The following is a 15,763-nucleotide window of genomic DNA, read 5'->3' as shown; positions in this document are numbered from 1 at the left end:
CGCGCGGCGGGGCACAGCAGGTAAGAGATATGGATGTTATGGCACTACTTCCCGAATTCGGCGGGCTTCTCTGGACTTTGCTGGCCTTTGTCGTCGCGCTTTCGGTGATCGTCGCCATCCATGAATACGGCCACTACATCGTCGGTCGCTGGTCCGGCATCCATGCCGAGGTCTTCTCGCTGGGCTTTGGGCCTGTGATCTACAGCCGCACCGACAAGCGCGGCACGGTCTGGCAACTCGCCGCGCTGCCGCTGGGGGGCTACGTGAAGTTCCTGGGCGACAGCGACGCGGCCTCCGGCAAGGACGGTGCTGCGATCGAGGGGCTGAGCGAGGCCGACCGCCGCCACACCATGCATGGCGCGCCGCTGTGGGCGCGCTCGGCCACAGTGGCCGCCGGGCCGGTCTTCAACTTCATCCTGTCGATCCTCGTCTTTGCCTCGATGCTGATGTTCCAGGGCCGGGTGGCAGAGCCCTTGACCGTGGGCGCCCTGACGCCTCTGCCGGCACAGGGCATCACGCTGCAGCCGGGCGACGAGTTGATCGCCATTGGCGGCGCCAAGGTGCCCGCCTTCGACGATGCGGATGGCTATGCCACCTTCTCGGACGATCTGCCGATGGAGCCGCTGCTGCCCTACGAGGTGCGCCGCGACGGGCAGGTGACCACGGTGCAGGGGCCCTATCCCTATCCGCCGCTGGTCAGCCAGCTGGCCCCCAATTCCGCCGCCTACAGCGTCGGGCTGGAGCAGGGCGACGTGATCACCGCCATCGACGGTGCGCCGATTTTTGCCTTCGGGCAGCTGAAGGACCGGGTCGAGGCCTCGGAGGGCGCGCCGCTGCTGCTGTCAGTCTGGCGGCCGGGCAGCAACGAGGCGCTGGAATTCGCCCTTGCACCGCGCCGCGTGGATGAACCCGCGCCCGGCGGCGGCTTCCGCACCGAGTGGCGCATCGGCATCGCGGGCGGCATGGCGTTTGAGCCGGCGACCGAACGGGCAGGGCTCCTGGCCTCGCTGTCGGGCGGCGTGTCCCAGACCTGGGGCATCATGGTCAGCTCGATCTCGGGCCTCTACCACATGATCACCGGGGCCATCAGCACCTGCAACATGTCCGGCCCCATCGGCATCGCCGAGACCTCGGGCGCCATGGCCAGCCAAGGCGCGCAGAGCTTCATCTGGTTCATCGCCGCGCTCTCGACCGCCGTGGGCCTGCTGAACCTCTTCCCGATCCCGGTGCTGGATGGCGGCCACCTCGTCTTCCACGCCTTCGAGGCGGTGACCGGCCGCCCGCCCTCGGACAAGGCGCTGCGCGTGGCGATGACCGCCGGGCTGGCGCTGGTGCTGTCGCTCATGGTCTTCGCCCTCGGCAACGATCTCTTCTGCCCGTAACCGGGCCGGGGGTGCGCACCTGTCCCTGACGGGGTAGGCGCGCGCCCCATTCTCGACACAATCGAGACCGGAATTCCGCCGCATTCGGATGCGACTTTCCGTTCAAGACCCCCGCAGAGACGGGGGAGCACTCTTGGAAGGGTTCCGAAATGCACACCATCGAGAATGTCTATCCGTTCTTCCGCCTCATGTTCGACCTGAACTGGGACCGGCTGCTCTATGTCGCCGCGATCGTCATGGCGCTGCTCTTCGGAACGTTCCTCGGCACCGTGCTGATCTCTCTGCCCTGATCCGACGCATGTGATCCTGCGACCGGGCCCCGCCCGCGACGCGATCACGTTTGCGCGGGCAGGGCTGCGGGCAAGGCCCACAGCTACAGACCGACCACAGACAGACGGCCCCCCGAGGCCGCGAAGGCCGCGAAGTGCAAGCTTCTGCGGCCTCTCGCATTTCGGGGCTGCGATGGCCCCGCCGAGGGGTGCCCTTGGTTTTGACAAGACCCCCCAATCCCGATACCACCGTCTGAAATGATACTTGGGACAGGGTCTGCCACATGACGCACACCACCGGTTCGGGGGCTGCCACCTCCAAGCGCCGGGCGGGGGCTACCAAGCCGCTGCTTACCGCGCTTCTGCTCGGTTTTACGGGGACTTACAGTGTTCTGCCGCAGGCCGTCGTGGCCCAGACCTACACATTCTCGAACGTGACGATCAGCGGCAACGACCGCATCGGCGCCGGGACGATCCTGTCCTATGCAGGAATCGCCCGTGGCGAGAGCGTGAGCGGGGGGCAGCTGAACGACGCCTATCAGCGAATTCTTGCCTCCGGCCTGTTCGAGAGCGTCGATCTGGAGCCCCGTGGCAACACGCTGGTGATCAACGTCGTCGAATATCCGATCATCAACCGGATCGCCTTCGAGGGGAACAACCGCAAGAAGGATGACGAACTGGCACCGCTGGTGAAATCCCAGTCGCGCCGCGTCTTCTCGCCCTCGCAGGCCGAGGCCGATGCCAATGCCATCGCGGAAGCCTATTCCCAGTCCGGCCGCGTGGCCGCGCGGGTGACGCCCAAGGTCATCAAGCGCTCCAACGGCACCGTCGATCTGGTCTATGAAGTCTTCGAAGGCGGCAACGTCGAGGTTGAGCGGATCAGCATCGTCGGCAATGAGGCCTATTCGGACGGCCGTCTGCGCCGGGTGCTGCAATCCAAGCAGGCGGGCCTGCTGCGGGTCATCTTCCAGCGCGACACCTTCGTCGAGGATCGCCTGAACTTCGACAAGCAGGTCCTGACCGATTTCTACAACTCGCGCGGCTACGTGGACTTCCGCGTCACCGGCCTGAACGCCGAACTGGCGCGCGAACGCGATGGCTACTTCGTCACCTTCACGGTGGAAGAGGGGCAGCAGTTCCGCATCGGCAACGTCTCTGTCACCAGCGAGATGGAAGGCGTGGACGCAGCGGTCTATACCGCCGTCAAGCGGATCAAGCCGGGCGTGGTCTTCTCGCCCTCGCTGATCGAGACCGATGTCGCCCGGATGGAGCGGCAGGCGATCAAGGACGGCGTGAACTTCATGCGGGTCGAGCCGGTGATCACCCGGAACGACCGCGACCAGACGCTGGACATCAACTACAAGATCACCCGCGGGCCGCGCATCTTCGTCGAGCGGATCGACATCGAGGGCAACACCACGACGCTCGACCGGGTCATCCGGCGCCAGTTCAAGGTGGTGGAGGGCGATCCCTTCAACCCGCGCGAAATCCGCGAGAGCGCAGAGCGTATCCGGGCGCTTGGCTTCTTCGCCAACGCCACGGTGAACGCGCGCGAGGGCTCTTCCTCCGATAAGGTCATCGTTGACGTGAACGTGGAAGAGACGACCACCGGCTCGCTCTCCTTCGGCGGCACCTATTCGACGGCCAACGGCGTCGGCCTCGCCATGAGCCTCTCCGAGAACAACTTCCTCGGCCGTGGCCAGCGTGTCGGGGTGACCTTCTCGGGCGCGACGGACCTGCGCAACTACGGGCTGACCTTCAGTGAACCGGCCTTCCTCGGCCGCGACGTGCGCTTCGACTTCCGTCTCGCCTATCAGGAGACCGAGGCGAGCTATACCGAGTACGACACCTCGAACCTGAGCTTCTCGACCGGCCTGACCTTCCCGATGACCGATCGGACCCGGCTGAACCTGGCCTACAAGTTCGACCGCAACGACATGTCGACCACCGAGGACGGCAACCCGGGGCAGATCATCTCGGCCGATATCGCCGAAGACGACCGCTTCACCTCGGCGCTCGGCTATACCTATACCTACGACAGCCGTCTGACCGGCCTGAACCCGAACGCCGGCGTGCTGCTGGAATTCGGTCAGGACGTGGCCGGCCTCGGCGGGGATAGCAACTACGTGCGCACCACGGCGCGGGCGATTGCCCAGACCAAGGTGTTCAACGAGGAGGTGACCCTGCGGGCGACCTTCCGCGCGGGCGCGCTGTCCTTCTTCAGCGGGGATGAGGGCATCACCACGGACCGGTTCTCGGTCGGCAACTCGATCATGCGCGGCTTCGAGCCCAAGGGCATCGGCCCGCGCGAAGTGGATACCGCGAACGACATCGACGATGCGCTTGGCGGGAACTTCTACGCCGTGGGCTCCTTCGAGGCGGAATTCCCCCTCGGCCTGCCCGAGGAATACGGCATGTCCGGCGGCGTCTTCTATGACGTCGGCACGCTCTGGGGTCTCAACAAGAGCAACGCCAACGTGCTCTATGAAGACGCCAGCCTGCGCCACGTGATCGGGGTCTCGCTGTTCTGGACCACGCCGATCGGCCCGCTGCGCCTGAACTGGTCCAAGGCGCTGGTCAAAGAGGATTACGACAAGGAACAGACCTTCGATCTGACCATCCAGACCGACTTCTGATGCCAGTCCTTCCGACATTTCGGACCCTGCGGCCCGGGCGATCTTTCGTCCGGGCCGTGGCCTTTGCCCTCGCGCTCTGCGGTGCCCCGCTGGCCACGCCCGTGGCGGCGCAGGACGGCCTGCACCTGCGCAGCCCGATCCTGACGATCGACAGCCAGCGTCTCTTCGCGGACAGCAAGCTGGGCCAGCAGATCGCGGCCCGGGTCGAGGAAGAGACTGCCGCCCTGACCGCCGAGAACCGCCGGATCGAGGCGGAGCTGATCGCGGAGGAACAGGACCTCACCGACAAACGCGCGACGATGGAGCCCAAGGCCTTCCGCGATCTTGCCGATGCCTTCGACGAGAAGGTGCGCCGCATCCGCAGCGAGCAGGACACCAAGGCCCGCGCCCTGAACCAGACCAACGACGCCTCGCGGCGCGAGTTTCTGGGCCGGGCCCGCCCCGCGCTGGAGCAACTGATGCAGGAAATCGGCGCGGCCGTGATCCTGGAGCAGCGCAGTGTCCTGCTCTCGGCCGGTGTCATCGACATCACGGACGAGGCGATCTCGCTGCTCGACCGGCAGATGCCCGCGGCGCCGGAGACCGCGCCGGGGATGGCCGCTGAAACCACGCCCGAGACCCCGACAGACGCCCCCGCCACGACACCGGACGCCGCCCCGGCGACGGGCGAAACCGCGCCCGCGGCGGACGGGACCGTGCAACAGCCCTGAAACATCGCTCACAGGCGCGCTTGCCCCCTCGGGGGCTTGTTGCTACTGACGCGGGCGACCGGGAAAGGAGCCCTGACATGTCCGACCTTCAAAGCGCCGATATCGGCCTGATCCAGAGGATCATTCCGCACCGCTATCCCTTCCTCCTCGTGGACAAGGTGGAAGAGATCGACAGCCACAACAGCTGTGTCGGCATCAAGAACGTCACCATGAACGAGCCCCATTTCCAGGGCCACTTCCCCGGCAAGCCGATCATGCCCGGCGTCACCATCGTCGAGGCGATGGCGCAGACCTCGGCAGTGATGATCGGCCTCGCGCTCGGCCTCGAAGGCAAGAATGCGCTGGTCTATTTCATGTCCATCGAAAGCTGCAAGTTCCGCCGTATGGTGGTGCCCGGCGATGTGCTGAAGATGAAGATCGAAACCCTGCGCGGCAAGCCCGGCGGCAAGGTCTGGAAGCTTCAGGGCACCGCCACGGTCGATGGGGAACTGGCCTGCGAGGCCGTCTTCATGGCCATGATCGACGTGCCCAAGGAGTAAGCCCCATGGCCATCAGCCCGCTTGCCCGGATCCATCCCTCCGCCATCGTCGAGGAGGGGGCCCAGATCGCCGACCGCGTGACGGTCGGTCCCTTCTGCCACATCGGTCCCGAGGTGGTGCTGCACGCGGGCGTGGAGCTGATGAGCCACGTGGTCGTGCAGGGGATCACCGAGGTGGGCGAGGACACGCTGGTGCATCCCTTCGCCGTGCTCGGCGGCATCCCGCAGGACCTCAAGTTCAAGGGCGAGAAGACGCGGCTGGTCATCGGCAAGCGCAACCGCATCCGGGAACATGTGACCATGTCCACCGGCACCGGTGGCGGCGGCGGGCTGACGCAGGTCGGCGATGACGGGCTCTTCATGGCGGGCTGCCACGTGGCGCACGACTGCATCGTCGGCAACAACGTCATCCTCGTGAACAACTCGGCGCTGGCCGGGCATTGTCACATCGGGGACGAGGTGATCGTCGGCGGGCTTTCTGGCGTGCACCAGTGGGTGCGCATCGGGCGCGGCGCGATCATCGGCGCGGTCACCATGGTGACGGCCGACGTGATCCCCCATGGCCTCGTGCAGGCGCCCCGCGGCAAGCTCGACGGGTTGAACCTCGTCGGCCTCAAGCGCCGCGGCGTGGACCGCTCCGACATCACCGCGCTGCGTGCCGCCTTCCAGATGCTGGCGCAGGGCGAGGGCGCCTTCCAGGACCGCGCCCGCCGTCTGGGCGACGAGACCACCTCCGACTACGTGCGCGAGATCGTGGCCTTCGTCACCGGCGAGACGGACCGCTCCTTCCTGACCCCGGGCAAGGCGTAAGCGCTTGGCCGGGCGGCTCGGCATCATCGCCTGTGCGGGCGCGTTGCCGCCCGCACTGGCCGAGGCCGATCCCGCGGCCTTCGTCGCGGGCTTCGAGGGGATCGAGACCCGCTTCGCCCCCGACCGGATCACGCTCTTTCGGCTCGAAAAGATGGGCGGCCTCGTCAAGGCGCTGAAGGCCGAGGGGGTCACCCGCCTCGTGCTGGCGGGGGCGCTGACCCGCCCGCGTCTCGATCCCAAGGCGCTCGACACCACCACGATGATGCTGGCACCCAAGGTCATGTCCGCGTTGAACGCGGGCGACGACGGGCTGCTGCGGGTGATCGTTGAGTTCTTCGAGAAGAAGGGCTTCGAGGTTCTGGGCGCCCACCAGGTGCGCCCCGATCTCACCGCGCCTGCCGGGCTGATCGCCGGGCCCGCCCCGGACAAGAAGGCCCTCGCGGACATCGCGCGGGGGGCCCAGATCCTCGCCACGCTTTCGCCGCTCGATCTCGGGCAGGGCTGTGTCGTGGCAGGCGGTCTCTGCCTCGGGATCGAGACCCTGCAGGGCACCGACGCGCTGATCGACTTCGTCGCCCGCACGCCCGAGCGTCTGCGCCGCGCGCCCGCCACGCTGGTGAAGGCGCCCAAGGCGGGGCAGGACCTGCGCATCGACATGCCGGCCATCGGGCCGAAGACCATCGCCTCGGCCCAGGCGGCCGGGCTCTCGACCATCGCCGTGGCCGCGGGCCGCGTCCTGCTCCTGGAGCGTGAGGCGACGCTGGCGGCGGCAAAGGCGGCGGGGATCACCATCTACGGGGCGGATATCTGATGCGCATCTACCTGATCGCGGGCGAACCCTCGGGCGACCTCCTCGGCGCGGCGCTGATGCGGGGCCTGAAGGAGCTGGTCCCGGGCGTCACCTTCACCGGTGTCGGCGGCCCCGCCATGTGCGCCGAAGGGATGGAGAGCCAGTTCCCCATGGACGAACTCTCGGTCATGGGGCTGGCAGAGGTGCTGCCGAAGTACTTCCATCTCAAGCGCCGCATCCGCGAATGCGCCGAGGCCGTGCTGGCCCAGAAGCCTGACCTGATGATCACCATCGACAGCCCGGATTTCTCGCTCCGCGTGGCCAAGCTGGTCAAGGCCGCCTCCGACATCCGCACGGTGCATTACGTGGCCCCCACGGTCTGGGCCTGGCGTCCGAAGCGCGCCGGGAAGATGGCCAAGATGATCGACCACGTGCTGGCGCTCTTCCCCTTCGAGCCGCCCTACATGGAAGCCGCCGGCATGGCCTGCGATTTCGTCGGCCACCCGGTCACCACGCGGCCCCAGGCGAGTGAGGCCGAGGCCGCCGCCTTCCGCCTGCAGCAGGGGCTTGGCGAGGCGCCCGTGGTGCTGCTGCTGCCGGGCTCGCGCCGGGGCGAGGTCACCCGCCTCGCGCCGGTTCTGGGCGTCGTCCTCGACGAACTCCGCGCCCGCTATCCCGATCTGCGCGCCGTGCTGCCCGCCGCCGCCCCTGTCGCGGGCCTCGTGCGCGACCTCGTCGAAAGCTGGCCGGTCAAGCCGCTGATCCTCGATCCCACCGGACAGGACAGCGCGGCCTTCGAGGCCACCAAGCGCGCGGCCTTCCGCGCCGCCGACGTGGCTGTGGCCGCCTCGGGCACCGTCTCGCTGGAACTCGCCGCCGCCGGCACCCCCATGGTGATCGCCTATGACATGGCGCCGCTGACCCGGTTCATCCTGAAACGCATGATGCTGGTGGACACGGTCACGCTGGTGAACCTCGTCTCCGACACCCGCGCCGTGCCCGAATTCCTCGGCGAAAACTGCCGCGCCGACCTGATCGCCCCCGCGGTGGCCGCCACGCTCAAGAACCCGGGGCCCCAGCAGCAGGCCATGACCCTGACCATGGACCGCCTCGGCCGCGGCGGCGAAGCCCCCGGCCTGCGTGCCGCCCGCGCCGTGCTCGCCCGCCTCTGACCCGAAGCCCCGGCCAGTCCAACTGATCCGGCGACGCGCCCCGCGGCCCCCGGGCACCCGGCCCCGTCCATTTTCGTTGCTCAAATATCCTCGGGGGGAGGCCCGCAGGGCCGGGGGGGGCAGACAGCCCCCCTCGACGCCCTCCACAGGCGCCCCCTCCGATGTCGGCCACGCCAACAGCCCGTGATCACCCAAGGCCACGCCCCGTGATCCCCCGGGCTGTCGCCGCAGCCCTCAGCCCTTGTGAATCCAGCCGCCCCCCAGGATCCGGCTGCCCTCGGTCTCGTAGAAGACGCAGGCCTGCCCGGGCGAGATGCCTTCCTCGGCGGTCAGCAGTTCCACCTCTGCGGTGGTGGGGCTCAGCGGGCGCAGGATCGCCTCGCGCGGCGGCCGGGTGGAGCGGACCTTCACCGAGACATGGCGCTCGGCCATGTCGTCGAAGCCGCCGTCGCCCAGCCAGTTGATCTCGCGCACGGGCACGATGCGGGTCGCCAGCATCTCCTTCGGCCCCACCACGACGCGGCGCGTGTCCACGTCCAGTTTCACCACGTAGAGCGGCTCCGAGAGCCCCCCGATTCCGAGACCGCGGCGCTGACCGATGGTGTAGTGGATGACCCCGTCATGGGTTCCCAGCACGCGGCCGTCCGGATCGACGATCTCGCCCGGTTCCGCCGCGCCGGGGCGCAGCTTCTCGATCACGCTGGCGTAATTTCCGTTTGGAACGAAGCAGATATCCTGGCTGTCCGGCTTGTCCGCCACCGGCAGCCCGTATTTCGCCGCAAGCGCCCGTGTCTCGGCCTTGGAGGGCAGGTGACCCAGGGGAAAGCGAAGGAAATCAAGCTGCTCCTGCGTGGTGGAGAAGAGGAAATAGCTCTGGTCGCGATTGCTGTCGGCGGCACAATGCAATTCCGCGCCATTCGCGCCGATTTTGCGTTGTATATAATGGCCGGTGGCCATGCAATCTGCGTCCAATTCCTTCGCCGTTTGAAGGAGATCCTTGAATTTCACCCGCTCGTTGCAGCGAATGCAGGGCACCGGGGTTGCACCGGCGAGATAGCTGTCGGCGAATTCGTCGATCACCGCGTCCTTGAAGATGTTCTCGTAGTCCAGCACGTAATGCGGGAAGCCCATTTCCTCGGCCACCCGGCGGGCATCGTGGATGTCGAGCCCGGCACAGCAGGCCCCCTTCTTGGCGAGCGCCGCACCGTGGTCGTAAAGCTGCAGCGTTACGCCCACCACGTCGTACCCTTCCTCGGCCAGCATCGCGGCCACGACGGAGGAGTCGACGCCGCCGGACATGGCAACGACGACGCGCGTCTCGGCCGGGCTCTTCGCAAAACCCAGCGAATTCAACTCATTGGTGCGGTCCAGTGCCATGGCTTTGCTCCTGAAAGGGCGCGGGAAAACGGCGGGGTGCGGCCCGGTCGGACCGCAGGAGAACCCGGAGAATATAGGAAAATGCGACATACTCTCAAGGTCGCGTTTCATCCCGCGTTAAGGCGCGCGGCACAGGATACCGGCGCATCGATAAGGGACAGGTGCCATGTATCTGAAGAAAGTGCCGGGGCCAAGGGCCGTGACCCTTCCAGACGGCAGCGTGATGAGCCGCGCGGATCTGCCCGCGAAGGACACCCGTCGCTGGGTCGCCTCGCGCAAGGCGGCCGTGGTGCGGGGCGTCGTCCACGGGCTGATCACCCAGGAAGAAGCTTTGGAACGCTACGGATTGAGCCCCGAGGAATTCCTGTCCTGGGTCGCAGCAGTCAGCGAGTTCGGCGAGGAAGCGTTAAAGACGACGAGCCTCCAAAAGTATCGACATTGCGAAAATGTTGAGGGAAAATGGAATACGGAGTAACGTGTCGTTAACTAATTCGCTCCAAAGTTAATTGAGGTGAGCGGATATACATTGTTAAATAGACAGATCGGAGTATGACCATGCGCGTTCTTCTTGTCGAAGACGATCCGACAACCTCCAAAAGCATTGAGCTCATGCTGACCCATGCGAACCTGAACGTCTACACGACCGATTTGGGGGAGGAGGGGATCGACCTCGCGAAACTCTATGACTACGACCTGATCCTGCTGGATCTCGGGCTGCCGGACATGAACGGGCATGACGTGCTGCGCCAGATGCGCCTTGCGCGGGTCGAAACGCCGATCCTGATCCTCTCCGGCGCCGACGACACGGAAAACAAGATCCGCGGTTTCGGTTTCGGGGCAGATGATTATCTGACCAAGCCCTTCCACCGCGAGGAACTGGTGGCGCGCATTCACGCGATCATCCGCCGCTCCAAGGGGCATTCCCAATCGGTCATCCGCACTGGCAAGATCTCGGTCAACCTCGATGCCAAGACGGTGGAGGTGGGCGGCAAGTCGGTCCATCTGACCGGCAAGGAATACCAGATGCTGGAGCTGCTGAGCCTGCGTAAGGGCACGACGCTCACCAAGGAAATGTTCCTCAACCACCTCTATGGCGGCATGGATGAGCCGGAACTGAAGATCATCGACGTCTTCATCTGCAAGCTGCGCAAGAAGCTCTCCACCGCCACCGGGGGCGAGAACTACATCGAGACGGTCTGGGGCCGGGGCTATGTCCTGCGCGATCCGGAGCCGAGCGAGATCGACGAGGAACGCCTGGCCATCCGCGCCTGAGGGCTGCCGATCCGGGGCAGATCAGGGGACAGGCCGCGGAGGCACGGAAGATCGAACTGCCGTCTAGCTTTCCCGCATGGGGATACATGCAGCGGGACGCCACTCACGGAACGGCAGGCGGTCGGCAGGTCTGGACCCGGATCGCGGGCGCGCCTATCACTGGCCTGATCACAGACGTTCAGGGCAGAGGCAGGCATGACGGCCGATATTTCCGTATCCAATCTCACGGAAGCGCAGGCGAAGGAGGAGCTTGCGCGGCTCGCTGACCTTCTGTCGCGCGCCAACACGGCCTACCACGGCGAGGATGCGCCGGAGATCTCCGACGCGGACTACGACGCGCTGAAGATCCGCAATGCCGAGATCGAGGCCCGGTTCCCGGAGCTGAAGCGTGCCGACAGCCCCAGCGAGCAGGTGGGCGCCGCCCCGGCGGAAGGCTTTGCCAAGGTGACCCATGCACAGCGCATGATGTCGCTGGCCAATGCCTTCACCGATGAGGATGTGACAGATTTCGACGCCCGGGTTCGGTCTTACCTGAGCCTCGGGGCCGCGGCGCCGCTGGCCTTCACGGCAGAGCCCAAGATCGACGGTCTCTCGCTCTCGCTGCGCTACGAAGGTGGCAGGCTGGTGCAGGCCGCCACCCGGGGCGACGGGGAAGTGGGTGAGAATGTCACCGCCAACGCCCGGACCATCGCGGATATCCCCGAAGAGATCACCGGCGCGCCGGAGGTGCTGGAGGTCCGCGGCGAGGTCTACATGAGCCACGAGGATTTCGAGGCCCTGAACCTGCGCCAGGCCGAGGCCGGGGCCAAGACCTTCGCCAACCCGCGCAACGCCGCCGCAGGCTCGCTCCGGCAGCTCGATGCAGAGATCACCCGCGCCCGCCCGCTGCGCTACTTCGCCTATGCCTGGGGGGAGCTCTCGGCACCGTTGGGCGAGACGCAGGTCGAGGCGCTCGCGCAGCTCAAGGCCTTCGGCTTCGTGACCAATCCGCTGACCCGGCTCTGCGAGGGCCCGGCGGAGATGATGGCGCATTACCGGGCGATCGAGGCGCAGCGCGCGACGCTCGGCTATGACATCGACGGCGTGGTCTACAAGGTGAACGACCTCGCGCTGCAGGGGCGGCTCGGCTTCCGCTCGACCACGCCCCGCTGGGCCATCGCGCATAAGTTCCCCGCCGAACTGGCCTGGACCCGGCTGGAGGCGATCGACATCCAGGTCGGCCGGACCGGTGCGCTCAGCCCCGTCGCGCGGCTGCACCCGGTGACCGTGGGCGGCGTCGTCGTCTCCAACGCCACGCTGCACAACGAGGATTACATCGCCGGGCGCGACGCCCGGGGCAACGAGATCCGCGGCGGCAAGGACATCCGCGTCGGCGATTGGGTGCAGGTCTATCGCGCCGGGGACGTAATCCCCAAGGTGGCGGATGTGGACCTCGCCAAGCGGCCCGAGGGGACGGAACCTTTCGTCTTCCCGACCCGCTGTCCCGAATGCGGCTCGGAGGCGGTGCGCGAGGAAGGCGATGCTGTGCGCCGTTGCTCTGGCGGGATGATTTGTCCTGCGCAGGCCGTTGAAAAGATGAAGCATTTCGTCTCCCGTGCAGCCTTCGACATCGAAGGGCTGGGGGCCAAGCAGGTGGAGAAGTTCCATGATCTCTTCTGGATCGCTGAGCCTGCCGACATCTTCACGTTGGAGACCCGCGACAAGACGGACAAGCTCCTGATTTCCGAAGAGACTTTGCGGGCCCGGATCGAGGAGGCGCAGGCGCGTCACGCTCAGGACGGCGAGCCCGAAGCCTTCCGTGCGCAGTATGAAGAGGCGCTCGGCCCGCAGGATCCGCTTTTCCGCTGGACGCCCGAGAAGGTGGCCGAGGAGATGATCAAGGCGGCGCGGACGCCGCTGGCCGAGACCAAGGGTTGGGGTGAAAAAAGCGCGAAGAACCTCTTCGAGGCCATTGAGGAAAAAAGAAAAATCCAGCTGTCGCGCTTGCTCTTCGCGCTCGGCATCCGCCATGTGGGCGAAGTGGTCGCCCGGGATCTGGCGCGCGCCTTCCACAGCTGGGAGGCCTTCCTGATCGCCGTGGATCGCGCCTTGCCCGCCTATGACCGCTTCCGCCGCGCGGCCGAGGCGGTGAACGCGGAACGCGCCGCGGCCGCAGCGGAGGGCCGCCGCGCCCAGATCACCCAGACCCGCGAGGCCGTCTGGACCGAAGAGCCGACCCCCGCACCGGAGGCCCGGGCCGCCTGGGAGGACCTCGTCGGCATCGACGGCATCGGTGACGCGGTGGCTGCAGCGCTCTGCACGGCCTTCTCGCAGGAGGCGGAACGGGCCTCGATCCTGCGCCTTGTCGAGCAGCTTTCTCCGCAGGACGAAGCCGCGCCCCAGACCGCCGACAGCCCGGTCGCGGGCAAGACGATCGTCTTTACCGGCACGCTCGAAAAGATGTCGCGCAACGAGGCGAAGGCACGGGCCGAGGCGCTCGGCGCCAAGGTGTCGGGCTCGGTCTCGTCCAAGACGGACCTGCTGGTGGCGGGCCCGGGCGCCGGGTCGAAGGCCAAGAAGGCCGCCGATCTGGGCATCGAGACCATCGACGAGGACGGCTGGCTCGCGCTGATCGAGGGGCTATGAGCGGTAGGCCCGAGGTCCTCTTTCCGCTCTTTGCCGGGCTGGACACGCTGGAGGGCGTCGGGCCGAAAACGGCCAAGGCGCTGGAACATCTGGGTGTTTCCCTGCCGCGCGACATGCTCTTCGTGCTGCCGCATGCCGCCATCGACCGCCGCCGCCGCGACACGATCCGCGGGCTGGAGATGCCCTGCATCGCCACGGTCGAGGTGGAGATCGGGGCGCATCGCCCGGCCAGCCGGCGCGGCGGCACCTACCGGGTGAACGTGCGTGACGCGGAGGAAGAGTTCCAGCTGGTGTTCTTCCATGCGCGCGGCGACTATCTGAAGAAGCTGCTGCCGCCCGGCGAACGGCGGCTGGTCTCGGGCAAGCTGGAGTATTTCGACGGCATGGCGCAGATGGTCCACCCGGATCATGCCCTGCCGCCCGACGAGGCCGCGGCGATCCCCGATTTCGAGCCGGTCTATCCGCTGACCGCGGGCGTCACCCAGAAGCTGATGGCGAAGGCCACGCAATCCGCCGTGGCCCGCGCGCCGGAGATTGCGGAGTGGATCGACCCGCAGCAGAAGGCCCGCGCGGAGTGGCCAGACTGGCACGCGGCGCTGGAGGCTGTCCATGCGCCCGACCGGCCCGGTGCGGTCTCACCGGCCGATCCGGCGCGCGAGCGGCTGGCCTATGACGAGCTTTTCGCCCATCAGCTGACACTCGCGCTTGCGCGCCGGGGCATGCGGCGTGGCAAGGGCATTCCCTCTCTCGGCGACGGGCGGCTGCGCCAGCGTGTGCTGGCCTCGCTGCCCTATGCGCCCACCGGTGCACAGAGCCGCGCGGTGGAGGAAATCGCCGCGGACATGGCCTCGGACCGGCGCATGTCGCGGCTGTTGCAGGGCGACGTGGGCGCGGGCAAGACGCTGGTGGCGCTGATGGCGTTGCTGGTTGCCGTAGAGGCGGGCGGGCAGGGCGTCATGATGGCGCCGACCGAGATCCTCGCCCGGCAGCACCTCGAAGGTCTGGCCCCGTTGGCCGAGGCCGCGGGCGTGCGGGTCGAGATCCTGACCGGGCGCGACAAGGGCGCCGAGCGGCGGACGAAGCTGGCCGATCTGGCCGAGGGGCGGATCGACATCCTCGTCGGCACCCATGCGGTGTTCCAGGCGGACGTCGCGTTTCACGACCTGCGGCTTGCCATCGTCGACGAGCAGCATCGTTTCGGCGTGCGGCAGCGGCTGGAGCTGGGCAGGAAGGGCGCGGGCGCCGACGTGCTGGTGATGACCGCGACGCCGATCCCGCGTTCGCTGGCACTGGCGCAATATGGCGACATGGACATCTCGGTGCTGGACGAGAAGCCGCCGGGGCGTAAGCCGGTGACCACGGCGCTGGTCTCCTCGGGCCGGATGGGCGAGGTGGTGGAGCATCTGCGCCGCGCCGTCGCCGAGGGGCGGCAGGCCTATTGGGTCTGCCCGCTGGTGGAGGAGAGCGAGAGCGTCGATCTGACCGCCGCGGAGGATCGCTTCAAGCGGCTGCGGGCCGAGCTGGGCGAAGGTGTCGTCGGTCTCGTCCATGGCCAGATGCCGCCGGCCGAGAAGGACGCGGCCATGGCGAAGTTCGTGGTGGGCGAAACGGCGGTGCTGGTGGCGACGACGGTGATCGAGGTGGGGGTGAACGTGCCCAATGCCTCGATCATGGTGATCGAAAGGGCAGAGATTTTCGGGCTCGCGCAGCTGCACCAGCTGCGCGGCCGGGTCGGGCGCGGCGAGGCGCAGGCGACCTGTCTGCTGATGTACCAGCCGCCGCTTGGCGAGACGGCGGAGAAGCGGCTGACGCTTCTGCGCGAGACGGAGGACGGCTTCCGCATCGCCGAGGCCGACCTGCAGATCCGCGGCGCGGGCGACATGATCGGGACGGCGCAATCCGGCCTGCCACGGTTCCGGGTGGCGGATCTCGAATCGCAGGCGCCTCTGATGGCCGTGGCGCAGAGCGACGCCCGCACGCTGCTGACGGTGGATCCACAGCTGACCTCGCCCCGCGGGCAGGCGGCAAGGGTGCTGCTGTGGCTCATGGGGCAGGATCAGGCAATCCGTTTGATTTCCGTGGGTTAGCGCGGTTGTTCCCGCGCGCATCGCGTTTTGTTCACAAATGTTCTCAAAAAGTTCTTTACTCAGCGGAATGGATATGAGAACAAAGTGGCAACACA

At 67.1% G+C, this 15,763-nt stretch carries 13 protein-coding genes; 12 read left to right on the top strand and 1 reads right to left on the bottom strand.

Annotated features, from left to right (window positions below):
* The first annotated feature begins 29 nt into the window (after window positions 1-29).
* The 8 genes from rseP to lpxB all read left to right on the top strand — a co-directional run bounded on the left by rseP (window position 30) and on the right by lpxB (window position 8,307).
* Window positions 30-1,382, top strand: coding sequence for an RIP metalloprotease RseP (rseP, locus tag LCM32_RS05150; RefSeq protein ID WP_224819998.1), 1,353 nt, complete (start codon window positions 30-32; stop codon window positions 1,380-1,382).
* 149 nt (window positions 1,383-1,531) lie between these two features.
* Complete coding sequence (locus LCM32_RS05145) at window positions 1,532-1,672, top strand: hypothetical protein (protein ID WP_224819997.1); 141 nt, start codon at window positions 1,532-1,534, stop codon at window positions 1,670-1,672.
* Window positions 1,673-1,935: 263 nt separating this feature from the next.
* Window positions 1,936-4,287, top strand: coding sequence for an outer membrane protein assembly factor BamA (gene bamA / locus LCM32_RS05140; RefSeq protein ID WP_224819996.1), 2,352 nt, complete (start codon window positions 1,936-1,938; stop codon window positions 4,285-4,287).
* 56 nt (window positions 4,288-4,343) lie between these two features.
* Window positions 4,344-4,997, top strand: a complete 654-nt coding sequence (locus tag LCM32_RS05135; RefSeq protein WP_224819995.1) for an OmpH family outer membrane protein — start codon at window positions 4,344-4,346, stop codon at window positions 4,995-4,997.
* Window positions 4,998-5,074: 77 nt separating this feature from the next.
* Window positions 5,075-5,536 (top strand): 3-hydroxyacyl-ACP dehydratase FabZ, encoded by a 462-nt coding sequence (gene fabZ / locus LCM32_RS05130; RefSeq protein WP_224819994.1) that lies wholly within the window; start codon window positions 5,075-5,077, stop codon window positions 5,534-5,536.
* 5 nt (window positions 5,537-5,541) lie between these two features.
* Window positions 5,542-6,345, top strand: coding sequence for an acyl-ACP--UDP-N-acetylglucosamine O-acyltransferase (lpxA, locus tag LCM32_RS05125; protein ID WP_224819993.1), 804 nt, complete (start codon window positions 5,542-5,544; stop codon window positions 6,343-6,345).
* Window positions 6,346-6,349: 4 nt separating this feature from the next.
* On the top strand, window positions 6,350-7,156 hold the full coding sequence (locus LCM32_RS05120) for an LpxI family protein (protein ID WP_224819992.1): 807 nt from the start codon (window positions 6,350-6,352) through the stop codon (window positions 7,154-7,156).
* Complete coding sequence (lpxB, locus tag LCM32_RS05115; protein ID WP_224819991.1) at window positions 7,156-8,307, top strand: lipid-A-disaccharide synthase; 1,152 nt, start codon at window positions 7,156-7,158, stop codon at window positions 8,305-8,307. Before LCM32_RS05120 ends, lpxB begins: the two co-directional genes overlap by 1 nt.
* A gap of 234 nt (window positions 8,308-8,541) precedes the next feature.
* Here lpxB and mnmA read toward each other — a convergent pair whose 3' ends face one another.
* Window positions 8,542-9,684: a tRNA 2-thiouridine(34) synthase MnmA gene (gene mnmA / locus LCM32_RS05110; RefSeq protein WP_224819990.1), complete on the bottom strand. Its 1,143-nt coding sequence runs from the start codon at window positions 9,682-9,684 to the stop codon at window positions 8,542-8,544.
* 166 nt (window positions 9,685-9,850) lie between these two features.
* Here mnmA and LCM32_RS05105 point away from each other — a divergent pair, with 166 nt between their 5' ends.
* The 4 genes from LCM32_RS05105 (at window position 9,851) to recG (ending at window position 15,668) form a co-directional block, all read left to right on the top strand.
* Window positions 9,851-10,159, top strand: a complete 309-nt coding sequence (locus LCM32_RS05105) for a DUF1153 domain-containing protein (protein ID WP_224819989.1) — start codon at window positions 9,851-9,853, stop codon at window positions 10,157-10,159.
* An 80-nt stretch (window positions 10,160-10,239) separates the two neighbouring features.
* On the top strand, window positions 10,240-10,956 hold the full coding sequence (gene ctrA, locus LCM32_RS05100) for a response regulator transcription factor CtrA (protein ID WP_224819988.1): 717 nt from the start codon (window positions 10,240-10,242) through the stop codon (window positions 10,954-10,956).
* 195 nt (window positions 10,957-11,151) lie between these two features.
* Window positions 11,152-13,581, top strand: a complete 2,430-nt coding sequence (ligA, locus tag LCM32_RS05095; protein ID WP_224819987.1) for an NAD-dependent DNA ligase LigA — start codon at window positions 11,152-11,154, stop codon at window positions 13,579-13,581.
* Window positions 13,578-15,668, top strand: coding sequence for an ATP-dependent DNA helicase RecG (gene recG / locus LCM32_RS05090; protein WP_224819986.1), 2,091 nt, complete (start codon window positions 13,578-13,580; stop codon window positions 15,666-15,668). The genes ligA and recG overlap by 4 nt, the downstream gene beginning before the upstream one ends.
* The last annotated feature ends 95 nt before the right edge of the window (window positions 15,669-15,763 follow it).

The organism is Pseudooceanicola nanhaiensis (genome assembly GCF_020171315.1).
Taxonomy (GTDB): Bacteria; Pseudomonadota; Alphaproteobacteria; order Rhodobacterales; family Rhodobacteraceae; genus Pseudooceanicola; species Pseudooceanicola nanhaiensis_A.
This window is presented reverse-complemented; position numbering and strand designations above follow the sequence as displayed.

Coding starts and splice junctions, on each gene's coding strand:
- rseP (WP_224819998.1), top strand. CDS start 30: ATGGATGTTATGGCACTACTTCCCGAATTCGGCGGGCTTCTCTGGACT.
- LCM32_RS05145 (WP_224819997.1), top strand. CDS start 1,532: ATGCACACCATCGAGAATGTCTATCCGTTCTTCCGCCTCATGTTCGAC.
- bamA (WP_224819996.1), top strand. CDS start 1,936: ATGACGCACACCACCGGTTCGGGGGCTGCCACCTCCAAGCGCCGGGCG.
- fabZ (WP_224819994.1), top strand. CDS start 5,075: ATGTCCGACCTTCAAAGCGCCGATATCGGCCTGATCCAGAGGATCATT.
- lpxA (WP_224819993.1), top strand. CDS start 5,542: ATGGCCATCAGCCCGCTTGCCCGGATCCATCCCTCCGCCATCGTCGAG.
- lpxB (WP_224819991.1), top strand. CDS start 7,156: ATGCGCATCTACCTGATCGCGGGCGAACCCTCGGGCGACCTCCTCGGC.
- mnmA (WP_224819990.1), bottom strand. CDS start 9,684: ATGGCACTGGACCGCACCAATGAGTTGAATTCGCTGGGTTTTGCGAAG.
- LCM32_RS05105 (WP_224819989.1), top strand. CDS start 9,851: ATGTATCTGAAGAAAGTGCCGGGGCCAAGGGCCGTGACCCTTCCAGAC.
- ctrA (WP_224819988.1), top strand. CDS start 10,240: ATGCGCGTTCTTCTTGTCGAAGACGATCCGACAACCTCCAAAAGCATT.
- ligA (WP_224819987.1), top strand. CDS start 11,152: ATGACGGCCGATATTTCCGTATCCAATCTCACGGAAGCGCAGGCGAAG.
- recG (WP_224819986.1), top strand. CDS start 13,578: ATGAGCGGTAGGCCCGAGGTCCTCTTTCCGCTCTTTGCCGGGCTGGAC.